General features: G+C 72.6%; 15 protein-coding genes. 7 read left to right on the top strand and 8 right to left on the bottom strand.

The window, feature by feature from the left end:
- Positions 1–94: 94 nt before the first annotated feature.
- From AB0I60_RS09460 to AB0I60_RS09445, 4 genes are all read right to left on the bottom strand, one after another.
- The gene (locus tag AB0I60_RS09460) at positions 95–880 is read right to left on the bottom strand and encodes a lysozyme (RefSeq protein WP_360727199.1); all 786 of its coding nucleotides are present in this window, start codon (positions 878–880) and stop codon (positions 95–97) included.
- A gap of 114 nt (positions 881–994) precedes the next feature.
- Complete coding sequence (locus AB0I60_RS09455) at positions 995–1,804, bottom strand: lysozyme (RefSeq protein ID WP_360727198.1); 810 nt, start codon at positions 1,802–1,804, stop codon at positions 995–997.
- Positions 1,805–1,882: 78 nt separating this feature from the next.
- Positions 1,883–2,788, bottom strand: coding sequence for an aldo/keto reductase (locus tag AB0I60_RS09450; RefSeq protein WP_360727197.1), 906 nt, complete (start codon positions 2,786–2,788; stop codon positions 1,883–1,885).
- 10 nt (positions 2,789–2,798) lie between these two features.
- Positions 2,799–2,990, bottom strand: a complete 192-nt coding sequence (locus tag AB0I60_RS09445) for a hypothetical protein (RefSeq protein ID WP_360727195.1) — start codon at positions 2,988–2,990, stop codon at positions 2,799–2,801.
- A 126-nt stretch (positions 2,991–3,116) separates the two neighbouring features.
- Between AB0I60_RS09445 and AB0I60_RS09440 the strand changes: the two genes are divergently transcribed.
- Positions 3,117–3,959 carry a helix-turn-helix transcriptional regulator gene (locus AB0I60_RS09440; protein ID WP_360727193.1) on the top strand — a complete coding sequence of 281 codons (843 nt, stop codon included), beginning with the start codon at positions 3,117–3,119 and terminating at the stop codon, positions 3,957–3,959.
- 8 nt (positions 3,960–3,967) lie between these two features.
- Positions 3,968–4,174 carry a DUF397 domain-containing protein gene (locus AB0I60_RS09435; RefSeq protein ID WP_360727192.1) on the top strand — a complete coding sequence of 69 codons (207 nt, stop codon included), beginning with the start codon at positions 3,968–3,970 and terminating at the stop codon, positions 4,172–4,174.
- Here the strand turns inward: AB0I60_RS09435 and AB0I60_RS09430 are convergent.
- Together AB0I60_RS09430 and AB0I60_RS09425 are read right to left on the bottom strand one after the other, a co-directional pair.
- Positions 4,171–5,127: a pentapeptide repeat-containing protein gene (locus tag AB0I60_RS09430; RefSeq protein ID WP_360727190.1), complete on the bottom strand. Its 957-nt coding sequence runs from the start codon at positions 5,125–5,127 to the stop codon at positions 4,171–4,173. The genes AB0I60_RS09435 and AB0I60_RS09430 overlap by 4 nt on opposite strands.
- 5 nt (positions 5,128–5,132) lie before the next feature.
- The gene (locus AB0I60_RS09425) at positions 5,133–6,269 is read right to left on the bottom strand and encodes a pentapeptide repeat-containing protein (RefSeq protein WP_360727189.1); all 1,137 of its coding nucleotides are present in this window, start codon (positions 6,267–6,269) and stop codon (positions 5,133–5,135) included.
- A gap of 136 nt (positions 6,270–6,405) precedes the next feature.
- On the opposite strand from AB0I60_RS09425, the gene AB0I60_RS09420 reads away from it, so the two are divergent.
- Together AB0I60_RS09420 and AB0I60_RS09415 are read left to right on the top strand one after the other, a co-directional pair.
- Positions 6,406–7,227, top strand: a complete 822-nt coding sequence (locus tag AB0I60_RS09420; RefSeq protein ID WP_360727187.1) for an SAM-dependent methyltransferase — start codon at positions 6,406–6,408, stop codon at positions 7,225–7,227.
- Between the two features lie 104 nt (positions 7,228–7,331).
- A complete protein-coding gene (locus AB0I60_RS09415; protein ID WP_360727185.1) occupies positions 7,332–9,491 on the top strand; it encodes an EAL domain-containing protein in 2,160 nt (719 codons plus the stop codon).
- 33 nt (positions 9,492–9,524) lie between these two features.
- On the opposite strand, the gene AB0I60_RS09410 is transcribed toward AB0I60_RS09415, so the two are convergent.
- Both AB0I60_RS09410 and AB0I60_RS09405 read right to left on the bottom strand, forming a co-directional pair.
- Complete coding sequence (locus AB0I60_RS09410) at positions 9,525–10,763, bottom strand: alcohol dehydrogenase catalytic domain-containing protein (RefSeq protein ID WP_360727183.1); 1,239 nt, start codon at positions 10,761–10,763, stop codon at positions 9,525–9,527.
- 44 nt (positions 10,764–10,807) lie between these two features.
- Entirely contained in the window at positions 10,808–13,423 is a 2,616-nt protein-coding gene (locus AB0I60_RS09405; RefSeq protein WP_360727182.1) for a glycoside hydrolase family 2 TIM barrel-domain containing protein, read from the bottom strand.
- Positions 13,424–13,567: 144 nt separating this feature from the next.
- Here AB0I60_RS09405 and AB0I60_RS09400 point away from each other — a divergent pair, with 144 nt between their 5' ends.
- The 3 genes from AB0I60_RS09400 (at position 13,568) to AB0I60_RS09390 (ending at position 16,027) form a co-directional block, all read left to right on the top strand.
- On the top strand, positions 13,568–14,155 hold the full coding sequence (locus AB0I60_RS09400) for a DUF3558 domain-containing protein (RefSeq protein WP_360727180.1): 588 nt from the start codon (positions 13,568–13,570) through the stop codon (positions 14,153–14,155).
- Positions 14,156–14,272: 117 nt separating this feature from the next.
- The gene (locus AB0I60_RS09395; RefSeq protein ID WP_360727179.1) at positions 14,273–14,656 is read left to right on the top strand and encodes a transcriptional regulator; all 384 of its coding nucleotides are present in this window, start codon (positions 14,273–14,275) and stop codon (positions 14,654–14,656) included.
- Positions 14,657–14,740: 84 nt separating this feature from the next.
- Complete coding sequence (locus tag AB0I60_RS09390; RefSeq protein ID WP_360727178.1) at positions 14,741–16,027, top strand: PPE domain-containing protein; 1,287 nt, start codon at positions 14,741–14,743, stop codon at positions 16,025–16,027.
- Positions 16,028–16,109 lie beyond the last annotated feature (82 nt).

Raw genomic sequence — 16,109 nt, 5'->3', positions numbered from 1 at the left:
GGGCACCCGGGCCGGCGTCGACCGTGACCGGTGGCGGGTGGTCGGGGAGCTGGTGCAGCGCTCTCCGACCGCCCCCGTCCCGCTGGGGTGGGTCCTAGCCGGTGGCCAGCACCTGGAGCCGCTCGTAGGCCCCGTTGAACTGGTTCTGGTCGATCGGCGTCGACGTGTACTGCCAGAACGTGTGGTAGTCCCAGGCGTGCGGCAGCTCGCCGACGCCGGACGCGTAGCGCGCCACCCACAGCGGGTTGGTCGAGCTGAAGTCGCCGTGCGCGCACCGGTCCCACCAGTTCGCGGAGGTGTAGATGACCGGCCAGCGCCCGGTCCGGGCCTGGTAGCGGTCGCTGAACGCGCGGACCCAGTCCACCATCGCCGCCTGCGACATGCCGTAGCAGGTGTCGCCGTAGGGGTTGTACTCCATGTCGAGCGCGCCGGGCAGGGTCCTGCCGTCCGCCGACCAACCACCACCGTTGTCCACGAAGAAGTCCGCCTGCTCCCAGCCGGAGGAGTGGTCCGGCAGCGCGAAGTGGTACGCGCCCCGGATCATGCCGACGTCGTAGGAGCCGTCGTACTGCTGGGCGAAGTACGGGTTGCGGTAGCCGGTGCCCTCGGTCGCCTTCACGTAGGCGAACCGCTTGCCCCGGCCCCACCAGTGGTGCCAGTCGACGTTGCCCTGGTGGCTGCTCACGTCGATGCCGTCGACGGCGTCGGACCGGCCGGTGCCGGGGACGTCGCGGGGGTCGCCGAGGCCCTCGTGCCGGGCGATCTGCGACCCCATGGCGTGGTCGGTGTCGGCTGGTGGGGGCGCCGCCGTGCCGGGGGTGGTGACGGCCAGCATGGCGCAGGTGGCGAGTGCGGTCGCTCCGGTGCTGAGGGTTCTCATCGGGAACACCTTCCGAGTCGGTGCAGGGTGGCGACTCGATACCGCAGTGTGCCGCCGGGGTAACCGGACGTCCAAGGATCGCGTTGGTCGGTCACCGGTGCGGAGTAGCGCGGGCTACCCCAGCGCGATCTGCCGCAGTTGGTCCGAGTTGCCGTTGAACAGGTTCTGGTCGCCGGGGAACAGGCCCGCCGCCTGCCACTGCCAGATGGTCTCGTAGTCCCACCCGTTCGGCAGGGCGCCGAGCTGGTCGGCGTAGTGGGCCACCCACAGCGGGTTGGTCGACCCGAACGTCGCCGACCAGCCGACGCAGCGGTTCCACCAGGTGGTCGACGTGTAGATCGCCGGGTACCTCCCGGTGCGCTCCAGGACGCGGTCGCTGAACGCCTTCACCCAGGCGCCCATGTCGCCCTGGCCCAAGCCGTAGCACGAGTCGCCGTAGGGGTTGTACTCCAGGTCGAGCGCGCCGGGCAGGGTCCTGCCGTCGGAGGACCAGCCGCCGCCGTTGTCCACGAAGAAGTCCGCCTGCTGCCACCCGGCGGAGCGGTCCGGCAGCGCGAAGTGGTACGCCCCGCGCACCATGCCGACGCCGTGCGAACCCTCGTACTGCTGGGCGAAGTGCGGGTTGCGGTAGCCGGTGCCCTCGGTCGCTTTCACGTACGCGAAGCGCGCGCCGTCACCCCAGGAACGCCCCCAGTCCACGTCGCCCTGGTGGCTGCTGACGTCCATGCCGGGCACCCGGCCGTCGGGCAGCCGGGCCGCGCCCGTCCGGGCCGCGCCCTCGTGCTTCACGACCTGCGACCCGGCGTGGTGGTCCGGGGAGCCCTCGGGCAGCGCGTGCGCCGCCGGCGCGATCACCGGCGCGATCACCAGCGCGATCGCCACCGCGCCGAGGTGCGCGGTCCAGGTGCGGAGCCGACCGGTCATCGACACCCCCAACGGGCCTAGGCGAGTGGTGCATCCGGCCTAGATCTTCGGGCCTGCGGCCCGGTTCCGCATCCGGGGTCACCCGTCCAGCCGCTTCAGCTCCTCCTCGGACAGCTCCAGGTGCACGGCGGCGGCCGAGTCGCGGATGCTCTGCGGCCGGGACGAGCCGGGGATCGGCACGACCGTCGGCGACTTGGCGAGCAGCCACGCCAGGCACACCTGCTGCGGGCTCACGCCGTGCGCGCGGGCCACGTCCGCGAACACCGCGAACCGCGACCCCAGTTCCCCGGCCGCGCTGATCCCGCCCAGCGGGCTCCACGGCAGGAACGCGATGCCGCGCTCCGCGCACAGCTCCAGCTCCGGTTCGGACGACCGGTAGGCCGGCGAGAACTGGTTCTGCACCGACGCGAGCCGCCCGCCCAGCACCTCGTCGGCCTCGACGATCTGCGCGGGGTCGAAGTTCGACACCCCGGCGAGCCGGATCTTGCCCTCGTCCAGCAGTTCGGCGAGCGCGCCGACGGACTCGGCGGTCGGCACGTCCGGGTCGGGCCGGTGGAACTGGTAGAGGTCGATCGCGTCCACGCCGAGCCGGCGCAGCGAGCCCTCGCACGCCGCCTTGAGGTACTCGGGCCGCCCGTTCAGCCCCCAGCCGCCGCCGGCCGTGCGCGTGTGCCCGCCCTTGGTGGCGACCGAGACCCCGTCGACCCCGCGCAGGGCCTCGGCGATCAACGTCTCGTTGTGCCCGAAGTCGTGCTCGTCGGCCGAGTAGGCGTCGGCGGTGTCGATCAGCGTCACCCCGGCCTCGACGGCGGCCCGGATCGTGGCGACGGCCCGCTCGCGCGGCGGCCGGTCCTCGACGGACATGGGCATCCCGCCCAGCCCGATGGCGCTGACCCACACGTCCCCGATCCGCCGCTGCTGCATCTGCCGCCCACCTCTCGCCTGTTTGCGCCAAGCCTGCTCCAGGGCGGGTGGGCTGTCCATCCAGGAGCTGTCAGGGCCGGCGCAGCTCGGCCAGCGCCGCGCCGGCGCGGTCGACCAGCTGTTCCAGCGCGCCTTCGTCGAAGATCAGCTCGATGTCACCGCCGGGGAACGAGAACTCCGCGCCGCCCGGGACGATCCGGTGCGCGATCCGCGTCTCGCAGTCGAAGCCGATGGACAGGGTCAGGAGTGGGGTCGAAGCCATGGGGCGAGCGTAAGATGGATTCTCAATCTTTGGTCTGTACGGCTGGGTGAAAGTTGGTGTTTCTGTCTTAGTTCACTCGACCGTGTGGTCCAGTGACTGATCGTTCTTGCGGCACACTTCTGCCCCATGGCAGTGGAGCAGGAGTTCGACCCCGTCATCGCGCGCCTCCGGTTCGGCGAGCTGGCGCGGCGGTTCCGCGAGGCGGCCAGGGTCGAGCTGATGGCGGCGGACCGGGCGATGGGCGGCTACCCCGGCAAGCTGTCGAAGATCGAGAACGGCACGATCGGGCCGCGCCCGGACGATGTCGAGTGGATGATCGGCAACTACCGCCTCCCGTCACTGCGAGCCGACGAGTTCCGCGCCCTGGCCACCGTCGCACGGCGGCGGTCGACCCCCGCGAAGAACGTCGGCAGCTCGCGCCAGTACGTCTCGCTGGAACGCCGGGCGTCGGAGATCCGCATGGCGTACAACGAGATCCCCGGCCTCCTCCAGACCGCCGAGTACGCGCGCCACGCCCTCGCCACGTCACCGGTCGTCGCCGCGTCGGACGTCGAGGGCTTGGCGGAGGAGCGCGCCAACCGGGGCCGGAGGGTGATCCGGCAGGGCGGCCCGCAGGTGTGGATCGTGCTCGGCGAGGACGCCCTGCACCGAGCCAACGGCGGACCCGACGTCCTGCGCCCTCAACTGGAACACTTGCGCGAGGTTGCCCGGCTGCCGAACGTCCACCTGCGGCTCCACCTCGTATCCGACAGCTCCGGCATCGTGACCGCCCTCAGCAACCCCTTCACCATGCTGCGGCTGGATCAGGGCAAGGTGATCGTGTACGTCGGCTCGCTGACCCGACCGGACTACATCAAAGTCGCAGACCCTTATGTCGCCGCGTTTGAGCAGGCGTGGCAAACGGCTGCTTCCACGCAACGGTCGAGCGAGATACTGGGCGCCAGGATCGCCGAACTCGCACACCGCTAGGAGCAGCGATGTCCCTCAACGGCGCACGGTGGCGAAAGAGCAGCTACACCAACGGCGGCGGTGACGCGCAGTGCGTCGAGCTTGCCTGCTTAAGCGGGGAAATAGCTGTGCGGGACAGCAAGCAGCCTGCGAGTGCGGTCCTCGTGTTCCCCCACCGCGCCTTCCGCGCGTTCCTGACCACAGCCCGCACCGACCGACCACCAGCCGCCCGCTAACCGTCCCGGCCCACGAAACGGGCTTCCTCCACCCCCGTCAGCTCCCACCCGGTCGCGTCCTCCTTCACGCGCGTCGCCGGGCGCAGGGCCAGCGAACCCACCAGCTTCGGCGGCACGGGGGGCATGTGGACGAACAGGTCCACCTCCGCGCCCCGCAGGTCCAGTTCGCGCGCGAACTCCGCGTCCTGCAACGACAGGCCGCCCAGGAAGCGCGCCTGCTGGAAGTCGACGCGGCCCAGGAACGTCCCGCCGGAGAACAGCGCCGGCTTGGAGAACTGGACCTCGCGGAATGCGGTGATCCCGTGGAACCGGGTGCGCCGGGCGGTCAGCCGGCCGATGCGGCGGCCCTCCAGGCGCAGGTACTCGACGTCCGCCCCGGTCAGGTCCAGGTGGTAGAGCGTCGGGTCGGTGTCCTGGCCCCACGGCAGCAGGTCGGTGATCAGCCGCTGCGCCGTCTGCCGGACCGTGCGTTCCCGGTCCTGCTCGGGCGTCGGCCGCTCGACGCCCTCCTCGACCCGGTGGAACGCCTGGTCGGGGTCGTCGGGGCGTTCGGTGAACGCCGGGTGCGGGAACGGCCGGCGCAGGTACGCGCACAGCACGTCGAGCACGGTCTGCTTGTACCGGGGCGTGGCCCGCGCCAGCCCGGCCAGCGCGTGCATCGCGCCGACCCGGACCTGGTCGGCCTCGTTGCCCATCATCTCGACGGCGCGCGCGAACCGCTCGTCGGCGATCTTGTCGCTCTCCAGCTCGTGCCGCGCCTCCTCGGTGCGCCGCCGCCGGTCGTTGAGCCACAGCGCGTACAGCGCCACCACGGCACCGCCCGCGAGCCCGCCGGTCTTGATCGCCTCGGCCGCCGACTGCTTCGGCTCCACCCACAGCAGCACGGCCGTGGTGCCCACCGTCACCAGGATCGCGGCCACCACGCTCACCGCGAGCAGGAACCGCCCGCGCACCCGGCTCAACTCCTCACCAGCCCGGTCGCCGAGTCGCGCGGGTCGACGACCCACCCCTGCGGCAACGCCGTCTCGTGCTCCAGCGACACCGTCATGCCGTGCGTGCGGGCGACCGCGACCTTGGTCGGCCGCAGGTCCAGCCCGCCCCGGAACTCCGCCCCGGTGAAGTCGATGGGCTCGGTGAACTCCGCCCCGGCGAAACCCACCCGGCCGGAGAACCGCGCGCCCGCGAACTTGTTCGGGCCGAGGAACTTCGTGCGCGCGAAGTCGGTGTTCTCCGCGCCGCTGAACCGGCTGAACCACGCCTTCCCGCAGAACGCCATGTCGTGCAGGTAGAGCCGGCCCCGGCTGACGCTGTCGGTGAACCACGCGCCGCCGTGCACGACCGTGTGGTGGAACGAGTTCGACTCGTCCAGCAGGGCCGCGCGGATCACCAGCTCGCCGATCTGGCGGTGGGACAGGTCGAAGTAGGTCAGGTACGCCCTGGTCAGGTCGAGGTCGTAGAGCTCGGCCCCGCCCAGGTCGTCGGGCGGCAGCAGGTCCGCGACCAGGCGCTGGGCGCTGAGCCGGACCTCCAGCTCGCGTTCGCTGTCCCGGGTCGGCCTGCCCTCGACCACCTCCGGCGCGAACGGCCGGCGCAGGTACGCGCACAGCACGTCCAGCACGGTCTGGGTGTACTCGGCGCGCGAGCGGGCGAGGCCGGCCAGCGCGTGCATCGCGCCCACCCGGACCTGCTCCGCGTCGTGCCCGAGCAGCTCGACCGACCGCGCGAACCGCTCGTCGGCCACCCGCGCCCGGTCGTGCTCGGCCCGCGCGCCCTCCAGCTCCTGCCGGGCGGTCTCGACCTCCTGCCGCTTCACCTCGATCTGCTGGCGGGCCTCGTCGGTGCGCCGCCGCCGGTCGTTGAGCCACAGCGCGTAGAGCGCGACGACCGCGCCGCCCGCGAGCCCGCCGGTCTTGATCGCCTCGCCCTTCGGCGCGTTCCGGTCGATGACGAACAGCCATCCCGCGACCAGCAGGAAAGCGCCGATCGACCCGACCAGCGTGGGCACCAGCAGGCTGCCGGCCCTCCTGTGCGCCACCACGAACAGCACCGAGGCGGTGGCGACGCCCACCGCGCCCGCGATCCACAGGTAGTCCACAAGGCGGGGATTCTCCCCGGTGGCGGCGCTCCGGGGGGCCGTTCGGGCACAGCCGGTGAACCGGCAGTGTGGTAACTCACCGGATTGGCCCATGATGTGGGGGTCACCGCGACCGAGCGGCACCGAAGGAGAGCACGTGGACAGCGTGGAGCGGCCCACCTGGGCACCGGTGGACATCGACCTGAGCCGCCCGAGCATCGCGCGGGTCTACGACTACTGGCTGGGCGGGGCGCACAACTTCGCCGTCGACCGGGCGGTGGGCGACAAGGTCCAGGCCGACGTGCCCGTGCTGAAGACCATCATCCTCAACCACCGGTCCTTCCTGCGCCGGGCGGTGCGCTACCTGCTCTCGCGGGGCATCCGGCAGTTCCTCGACCTCGGTTCGGGCATCCCGACCGTGGGCAACGTGCACGAGATCGCGCAGGCCGCGGACCCGTCGGCGAGGGTCGTCTACGTCGACGTCGACCCGGTGGCGGTCGCGCACAGCCGGGCCATCCTGACTGGGAACGAGCTGGTCGGCGTGTTGCAGACCGACGTGCGGGACGCGCGGGGCGTGCTCAAGTCGCCCGAGGTGCGGCACCTGCTCGACTTCGACCAGCCGGTCGCCGTGCTGATGGTGGCGCTGCTGCACTTCGTGCCCGACTCGGACGACCCGCGCGGCATCATCGAGGCGTACCACGACGCCATCCCCGCCGGCAGCTTCCTGGCGATGTCGCACGCCGGGTACGAGGAGGGCGAGTGGGACCCGGCGTGGGACGACGCCAAGGGCGTCTACAACCGGGGCGTCAGCGAGCTGACCTACCGCAGCAAGCGGGAGATCGAGCGCCTGTTCACCGGCTTCGACCTGGTCGAACCCGGGGTGGAGCGGCTGCCGCTGTGGCACCCCGAGTCGCCCGACGACCTGGACGAGAACTCGTCGAGCTTCCTCGGCTTCGGCGCGGTCGGCCGCAAGGGCTGAGGGTGGTGCGGAAGTGATGTCGTGCGCAACGGTCCGCACCACGACGGTCGACCGCGTCGGGCAACCGGCCGTATCCTCTGCGTTGTGGCGGTAGGCCGGCGGACATGACGGAACAGGTTGACCATCGGGTGGCAGCACCGGGCCGATCGAACCTCGACCCCGCCGTACTGGCCGGGGCCGAGTCGTTCGCGCGGACGTGGGCCACCGCGGTGATCGGCAGCAGTTACGTCCCGATGACCAGGGCCGAGGTGGCCGAGCACCTCCAGGCGCTGACCGAGGTGCTGGTGCACGCGCTGCACGCGAGCCCGTTCCGCACCGCGCCCGGCTACGAGATCGGCGCGCGCCTGGTCGAGGCCCACTTCACCGGCACGGACACGCTGGGCCGGACGGTGCAGCTGCTCGGCGACGACCTGCTCGCCGAGCTGGGCATCGCCCCCGACGAGGTGATGCGGTCGAGGCTGGCCGCGTTGCAGGGCGCGCTGTCCGCCGGCTACGCGCGGGCGCTGCGGGAGCGGACGCTGGCCGAGCAGGAGGCGATCCGGGCGGCCGTGCTGGACGCCCGCGACCAGGCCGAGGCGGCGCTGCGGGCGTCCGAGGCGCGGTTCCGGGCGATGTTCACCGAGGCGGCGATCGGCATCGGCATCGCCGACATCGAGGGCCGCATCCTGGACGTCAACCAGGCGTTGCAGGACATGCTCGGGTTCAGCGTCGAGGAGATGCGGCAGTACAACATCCGCGACCTGATGCACCCCGAGGACGGGTCGAGCGTCTGGCGGCTCTACGACCAGCTCACGGCGGGCGAGTGCGACCACTACCGGGCGGAGAAGCGGTTCCGGCGCGCGGACGGCGAGCAGGTGTGGACGCACCTCACGCTGTCGCTGGTGCGCGACGACCACGGCGACCCGCAGTACCAGGTGGCGATGATCGAGGACGTCACCGACCGCCACCTGCTGCAGAACCGCCTGCGCTACCAGGCGCTGCACGACCCGCTGACCGGGCTGCCGAACCGGGCGCTGTTCCTGGAGCGGCTGGGCCGGGTGTTCAACAACCGGGCCCGGCGGCGCGCGGGCCTGTGCTACCTGGACCTGGACGGGTTCAAGGTGATCAACGACAGCCTCGGGCACGACATCGGCGACCAGCTGCTGGTCGAGGTCGGCCGCCGGCTGGACCACTCGGTGTCCGGTGAGGGCAAGCTGGTCGCGCGGATGGGGGGCGACGAGTTCGTGATCCTGGTCGAGGGCTCGCGCGACACCCAGGACATCGTCGCCGTGGCGGACCGCGTTTTACGCGAGCTGGAGTCGCCGATCCGGATCGGCGGGCACGAGCTGACGGTGTCGGCGTCCATCGGGATCGTCGAGCGCGCCCTGTCCGGCACCACCGCCGCCGACCTGATGCGCGACGCGGACATCACGCTGTACTGGGCGAAGGCGGACGGCAAGTCCCGCTGGGCGCTGTACGACCCGGAGCGCAACGCCAAGGAGGTCGCCCGGTTCACGCTGTCCGCGACCATGCCGGCGGCGCTGGAGCGCGACGAGTTCTACGTCGACTACCAGCCGCTGGTGCGCCTGGAGGACAGCACGGTGGTGGGCGTCGAGGCGCTGGTGCGCTGGCAGCACCCCGAGTTCGGGCGGCTCGCGCCGGACCGGTTCATCGAGCTGGCCGAGGAGACCGGGCTGATCGTGCCGCTGGGCCGCTGGGTGCTGCGCCGGGCGTGCGAGCAGGGGCGGCGGTGGCTGGAGGAGTTCGGTGACTCGGCCCCGTTCGTGTCGGTGAACCTGGCGGTGCGGCAGTCCCGCGACCCGGAGCTGGTGCGGGACGTGAAGCGCATCCTGGACGAGTGCGCGCTGCCGCCGCACCACCTGCAGCTCGAGCTGACCGAGAGCGCGATCATGGGCACCGCCGACGAGCCGCTGGAGGCGCTGCGGGCGCTGTCGGACATGGGCGTGCGGATCGCCATCGACGACTTCGGCACCGGGTACTCGAATTTGGCGTACCTCAAGCACCTGCCGGTGCACGAGCTGAAGATCGCCGGGTCGTTCATGGAGGGCCTGCGCGCGGCCGACGAGGAGGACCCGGTCGACGCGCAGATCGTGTCCACGCTGGTGCAACTGGCGCACGCGCTGCAACTGGGCGTGACGGCGGAGGGCGTGGAGACCCCGTCGCAGGCCAAGCGCCTGCACCGGATCGGCTGCGACACCGGCCAGGGCTGGTTCTTCGCCAAGCCGATGAAGCCCGAGGACATCGACGAGATGCTCCGCCGGTAGGGCGGTCCGGGCAGACCCGCCGGTGCGGGTGCGTCAGGCGAGGTCGACCACCACTTTGACGTCGTCCTCGTGCCGGTCGAACGCCTCGGTGAACCGCTCCAGCGGCACCCGGCGGGTGATCAGGCCGGCCAGCCACGAGCGGTCGGCCTGGGCGAGGGCGTCGGCGGCGGCGCGGTAGTCGAGCAGGGCGGCGTTGACCGTGCCGACCACGGACTTGTTGCCGAGCACGACCTCGTCGAAGACCACCGGGTCCAGCGGCACCGGGTCGTGCTCGCCGGCCAGGCCCGCGAGCACCGTGACGGACGTGCGGCGGATCGCCTCCCAGGCCAGCGGCGCCACCCCGGTGCACTCGACGGCGACGTCGGCGGTCAGGTCGCCCGGCTCCCGGTGGTAGTGCGCGCCCAGCGCGCGGACGAGGTCCGGCTTCGGGCCGTCCTCGACGCGGTCCACGACGTGCACCTCCAGGCCGCGCTGCACCCCGAGCAGCGCCGCGAGCAGCCCGATCGGCCCCGCGCCGGTGATCAGCACCGACCTCGGCACGACGTGCGCGCGCCGGCACAGGGCCTCCGCCTGGGTCCACCCCTTGGCCACGACGGACGCCGGTTCGGTGAGCACGCCGAGGTCGCCCAGCGCCGGGTCGAGCCGCACCGCGAACTCCGGCGGCACGCTCCACCGCTGCATCCCGTACCCGTGCAGCTCCTTGATCCCGCGCTCCCGGTAGCGCCCGTTGCGGCAGAAGTCCCAGGCGCCTGCCGCGCACGCCGGGCACGGCTCGGGGTCGGGGCGCCGCACCACGCCCACCACCAGGTCGCCCGGCACGAACCCGGAGCCTGCGGGCGCGACGAGCACCCGGCCCAGCGACTCGTGGAACGGCACCAGCCCGTCCTGCCCGGCCGGGGGCTCGCCGAACCCGTCCCGGACGATCTCCACGTCGGTCCCGCACACCCCGGCGAGCAGCCCCTGCACCTGCACCTCGTCGGGTCGTTCCACGACCTCGACGTCGTCCGGCCCGCCGTGCAGGTCGCCGCCCAGGCTCCGGTCCGGGTCGCCGCCCGGGCCGGTGCCCAGGTCGCCGGAGAACGGCCCGTAGTCCCAGGCGTCGTCGGACCGGTGGGCACTGCCCGCCGCGTGGCCGCCGGTCGGTGCCGCGTGCGTGCCGGCCCGCGCGCCCTCGTCGCCGGATTGTTCAACGATCCTCAGGTTCACCACGCGGGCCAGGTCCGGCTTGCCCGGAACCACCAGCGCCGCCCTGCCCCGCCCCGTGTCGCCCACGGGGCGAGGCTACGTTCGAAACGTCGGGCGCACGACCGGAAGGGTCACCGGACGACCCGGGCGACGTTGTGGCCGGACACCTCCACCGAGGGGGTCGCGCCGCCCAGGTCCGCCGCGCGGTAGCGGGCCTTGAGGGTCAGCGACTCGCCGGGCCACAGGGTCACGTAGTTGTCGCTCCACTCGGTCGGCAGCACCTCCGGCCCGCCGACCCCCTTCCGGATCGTGGCCCGCACGAAGAACGCCACCGACGTCCCGGTGTTGCGCAGCGTCACGTCCGTCCAGCCCTCGCCGGGCACCCCGGCGGTCGTCACCGCCACCTGGCCGGGGCGCAGGCGGTCCAGGCCCTTCAGGTCCGCGTACTCGGCCTGCGGCGTGTGGTACCAGGTCGACGCCTGGTAGTTCAGCCTGTCCGCCTTGGTGGACAACCAGTACACGTTCCGGTCCACCACCGCACCGGTGGCGTCCTTCAGCAGCAGCCGCACGAAGTAGGTCGGCGACAGCCCGCCCGGCTGCGGCAGCGTCCCGGCGCGCACGGAACCGTTGGCGCGGGCCGTGACCGGTCGGGTCTCGTCCGACTTCACCGTGCCGTCGAGCGTGAACACGGTCGCCTGCACGGACAACCCCGGCACGTCCGCCAAGCCGGTGTTCACCACCGCCAGCGACCGGTCGTCGTAGGAGTACTGGACGTGCAGCGGTCGCAGCGCCGTCTTCGCGCCGAAGTACGACCCGGCCGTGGCCAGGTGGTAGTCGTAGAGGTGCCAGTACATCTTCGGCCACGCGTCGTTGAGCATCCAGTAGATGACGCCCGTCGCCGGCGCGGTCGCGTCGGAGGCGTTGCGCCCGAACGCCTCGAACTGGGCGCGGTTGGTCTCGTAGTTCGCCAACTGGGCCTTGCGCACGAACTGCTCCGGCGTCGACGGCCTGCCGTAGCGGCCGTCCAGCGCCGTGCCCCAGAACGAGAACTTGTTGAACGTCGTCGAGGGCGACAGGTGGTATTGGACCGCGTTGTAGTCGGTCAGCTTGGCGATGTCCGCCGGCCGCAAGAACTTCTTCAGCTCGTCCAACTCCGGGACGGTCGGCCCCGGCCCGATCTCCGAGGCGAACCCGAACGCGCCGCCGAGCTTCTTGGTGTACCAGTAGTCCGGCGGCACCCACCAGTACGGCCCGTCCATCTTCATGCCGGGTGCGCCGAGCTTCGGCGAGCTGAGCGCCTTCGCCGAGGAGATCACCGGCAGGGTCCAGCCCGCGCGCGCCAGCGCGTCGAGGTAGACCTTCTCCAGCGCCGCCGGGGGCGCGGCGTCGCTGCCGATCAGGAACCCCAGCAGCGACGGGTGGTTGCGGACGCGCCGCGCCTCGCTCTCCGCCGACTCGCCGGCGACGCGGGTGTCCTCGGCGTCGAACGACGGGTAGTCCTCCCACTTGGAGCAGCACTCCCAGCCGGTGAGCAGCATGATCCCGTACCGGTCGGCCAGGTCGTAGAACTCGTCGCCCTCGGGCTTGCCCTCCAGCCGGATCGTGTTCAGGCCCAACGCGCGCACCAGCTTGAGCTGGTCCTCGATCCGGCGGACGTCCGTGCGCAGGAACAGGTCCGACGCCCACCCGCCGCCGCGCACGGCGAACGGCACGCCGTTCACGCGGAACTGCCGCGCGCCCTGCACCAGCGCCGAGGTCACCTCGCGCACGCCGAACGCGGTGGACGCGGTGTCCGAGCGGACGCCGTCGACCGCCGCCTCCAGCGACGCCGTGTAGAGCGGCTGCCCGCCCATCTGGAACGGCCACCACACGCGGGGCCGGTCGACGTCCTGGGTGAACGCCACCGTGCGCGTCTCGTCGGCGGCCAACGAGATCCGCCGGCTGAACGGCGCGAGACCGATCGTCCCGGACACCTCGACGGTGACCGGGGCGCCGGTGTTGTTGCGCGCGTCCACCTCCACGGTCACCACCGCGGAGGCCAGGCTGGGCAGCGGCAGGTCGGCGGTGGCGCGCGGGAACCGCAGCGACACCGGGCCGTCCACCGCGAACCCGACGTCGCGGAACAGGCCCTGGTTGCGGTCGGGCGGGAGCTGGGCCCAGTCGATGAAGTGGATGGACAGGTCGTTCTTCGGGTCGGCCGACGACGCCCGGACCGCCAGGGCGTTCTGCCCGTCGCGCAGCAGGGGCGTCACGTCGAACTCGTGCCTCGGGTACGCGCCGACGACCCGGTCGGAGCCCGCGACCAGCGTGCCGTTCAGCCACACCTCGCCGCGCGAGATGACACCGCCGTCGAGCCTGAGGAACGTGCGCGACCCGGCGCGCGGCGCGGCCGTGAACACCGTGCGGTACCACCACGGCACGGCGAAGTCGGCCCGGTCGACCTGCTTGAGGTTCTCGCCCTGGTCCAAGTCCGGGTACGCGCCGTTGGCGACCAACCCGGCCAGCACGGTGGACCGCGTGGGCACGGTCAGCCAGCCGGTGTCGGCGTAGGAGGTGGTCGAGATGGCCGCGCCGCCCTGCCCGGCCCGGGCGCTCGACTGCATCCGCCAGTCGGGGACGGTGGTGTCCTCGCCCGGTGAGGCGGTGACGGTGAAGCGCGGTCCACCGGGGAGGGGTTCGGCGACGGCGGCCGGCACGGCGAACGCGAGCGCCAGGACCGCCACGAACGGTGTTGCCCGTGAGCGCATTGCTCCTCCCGACTGGCGTGAGGTGGCGGCGGCTCTCCCCCAGGAGGTTTCCGCCGAAGGCCCGGTCCGGCAATGCGGCTGACGAGTGACGCGGCTGCCGCGTTCGCGACGCTGCGTGCGCGCCGATCCGATACGTTGGGCGCCATGCGCCGTGCCGTGCCGATCCTCGCCGCCGTGCTCGTCCTGACCGCGTGCTCGCAGAGCACGACCGGCTCGCCGAGCGGGAACGGGACCGGCACCGGGGGCGCGGCGACGCCCACCACGGCGGGGAGCACGTCGGGCTCCGCGCGGCCGGCCGACCGCCCCAAGACCATCAACGTGCGCGACGTCGACCCGTGCAGCCTGCTCACCGAGGCGCAGCGCGCCGAGTTCGGCACCGACCAGCCCCCGCAGAAGGGCGCGGTGCCGGGCTTCGACTGGGCGACCTGCCACTACAACCGGGCGGACGGCAAGTACCTGGTCGGCACCACCGTGATCGGGACCGAGGGCATCGACTTCTACACCGGCAGCGCCCAGGCCGACCAGGCGGAGAAGGTGGAGGTCGCGGGCTTCCCGGCGGTGCTGGTCAAGGAGCCCGGGAAGCTGCCGAAGTGCACCATCGCGGTCGACGTGAGCGACGGCCAGATGGTCGACGCCAACGTCAGCAGCTTCGCCGACACGCCGATCGAGGAGTTGTGCCGGCTCGTGCCGCAGGTCGCGGGGGCCGTTGTGGCGAACCTCATGGCCAAATAAGACGCGGGGAACTACTCCCTTTGCCCCGGGAACCGGGTACCTGTGTCGTGCATCAGAGCTAGAGTCGTCCCACTTGCACGCGCAGGGGCAGGTGTGCAGCACTGAGGAGGGTGTGCCGTGTTCATCGCGGATGGTGGTGGTGGGGGCTCCACGCCGCCGGACTACAGCGGGAAGCCGCAGAAGCTCAGCGTCGACCCCACGGCGATCCCGGAGGCCCGCAAGGTCTTCCAGGACGCGCTGAACCGGCTGGAACCGGAGATCAACAACGCGATGTCCGCCGTGCGCGCGCGCTCCTGGGCCGGCGACCCGGTCAGCAGGGAGACCGCCGAGGCGTTCAACCGGGACACCTTCGAGACCGGCGACGTGGCCGCGCTCAACGCGATCCTCGCCTACCGCGACCAGCTCCGCGGCTGCGTGGACCAGCTCACCGCGATCGAGGCGGACTACCGCCGGGTCGAGGGCGACAACGTCGCGGCCTGGGGCCGCATCCACTCCGACTGACCCCGATCCACCACGCACCCGAGGGGGGCGAGCACGATGGGTGACCACCGCTGGCGCGGGTATGCCCACCCCGATCTGCACCGCATGATCAACGAAGGCCCGGGCGTGGCCGCCTCCCGGCCCGTCGAGGACGGCTGGAAGGGCCTGTCCGACGCGTTGGCCGAGGTCGACGAGTCGATCCACACCGCGCTGGGCAGGCTCGGCGCGAAGTGGGAGGGCTCCACCGCCGAGGAGACGCAGACCGCGCTGTCGCCCCTGGGCAAGTGGGCGGGCGACGCCAAGCAGGGCTCGGACACCATGAAGACGTCCGCGCAGCTCCAGGGCGACTACATCGCCGACGCCCGCAAGTCGATGCCCGAGCCGCTGCCGGTGACCACCGAGGCGCCGTCCACCGGCGACAAGATCCTGGGCGCGCTGACCGGCCCGGTCGGCATGATGCACGTCATCAAGCAGCAGCAGGACCACGAGGCCCAGGAAGCGGCGCAGGACAACGCCGAGGCCAAGGCCGTCGAGGTGATGAACACCTACCAGTCCAACAGCGAGTGGAACAGCGGCACGCTGGGCGAGTTCGTCCCGCCGCCGCAGGTGGTCATCGACACCCCGCCGCCGGGCGGCGCGGGCAGCTACAACCAGAGCAGCGCGAACTACTCCAGCCCGCAGCAGACCTGGACCCCGCCGGGCGAGGGCACCACGCGGACGAGCTGGGCCACGCCCGCGCCGACCCCGCCGGTGGCCCCGCCGCCGAGCTTCGTCCCCCCGGGCAACACCACGCACCCGTCGTGGGTGACGCCCACGCCGACGCCGCCCCCGCCGCCGGTCATGCCACCGCCGCCGGTCGGCCCCCCGTCACCCCCGCCGGGCGGCTTCCCGCCCCCCGGTGGCTGGAAGCCGCCGTCGACGACGCCCGGTCAGGTGCCCGGCAAGGGCCCCGGCGGTCCCGGCGGCCCGCACGCGCGCCCGAACCTGCCGCCGAACGCGCGCATCCCGGGCGGCCCCGGCGGTCCCGGCGCGGGTCGGCCGGCGTTCGGCCCCGGCGGCGTGCCCGGTCACGGTGCGCCCGGCCAGGGCGTGCCCGGCGGTCAGGGCGTGCCCGGCGGCACGCCGAGCAGCACCGCGCCCGGTCGCGGCGGCATGGCGGGCGTCGGCGGCTTCGGCCCCGGTGCCGGCGGCCCCGGCGGTCCCGGCGGTCCCGGTGCGCAGGGCGGACGTCCCGGTGGTGCGCCCGGCGGTGCCGGCGGCCACGGCGGCAGGCCCGGCGAGGGCGAGGACGACGTCGAGCACAAGTCGGCCGACTACCTGGTCGAGACCGACGACGTGTTCGGCGACGAGCGGCTGGTCGCCCCGCCGGTGATCGGCGAGACGCCGCAGTAGTCCGGCAGCGAGACCCGAGTTACGACGTCCAGGCCAGGTCCCCGGCGGGGGCCTGGCCTGGACCGGCAGTGGAGGCACCGCC

The organism is Actinosynnema sp. NPDC050436, from assembly GCF_040655415.1.
Taxonomy (GTDB): Bacteria; Actinomycetota; Actinomycetes; order Mycobacteriales; family Pseudonocardiaceae; genus Actinosynnema.
The sequence above is the reverse complement of the archived record's forward strand: the minus strand, read 5'-3'. Positions and strand labels throughout refer to the sequence as shown.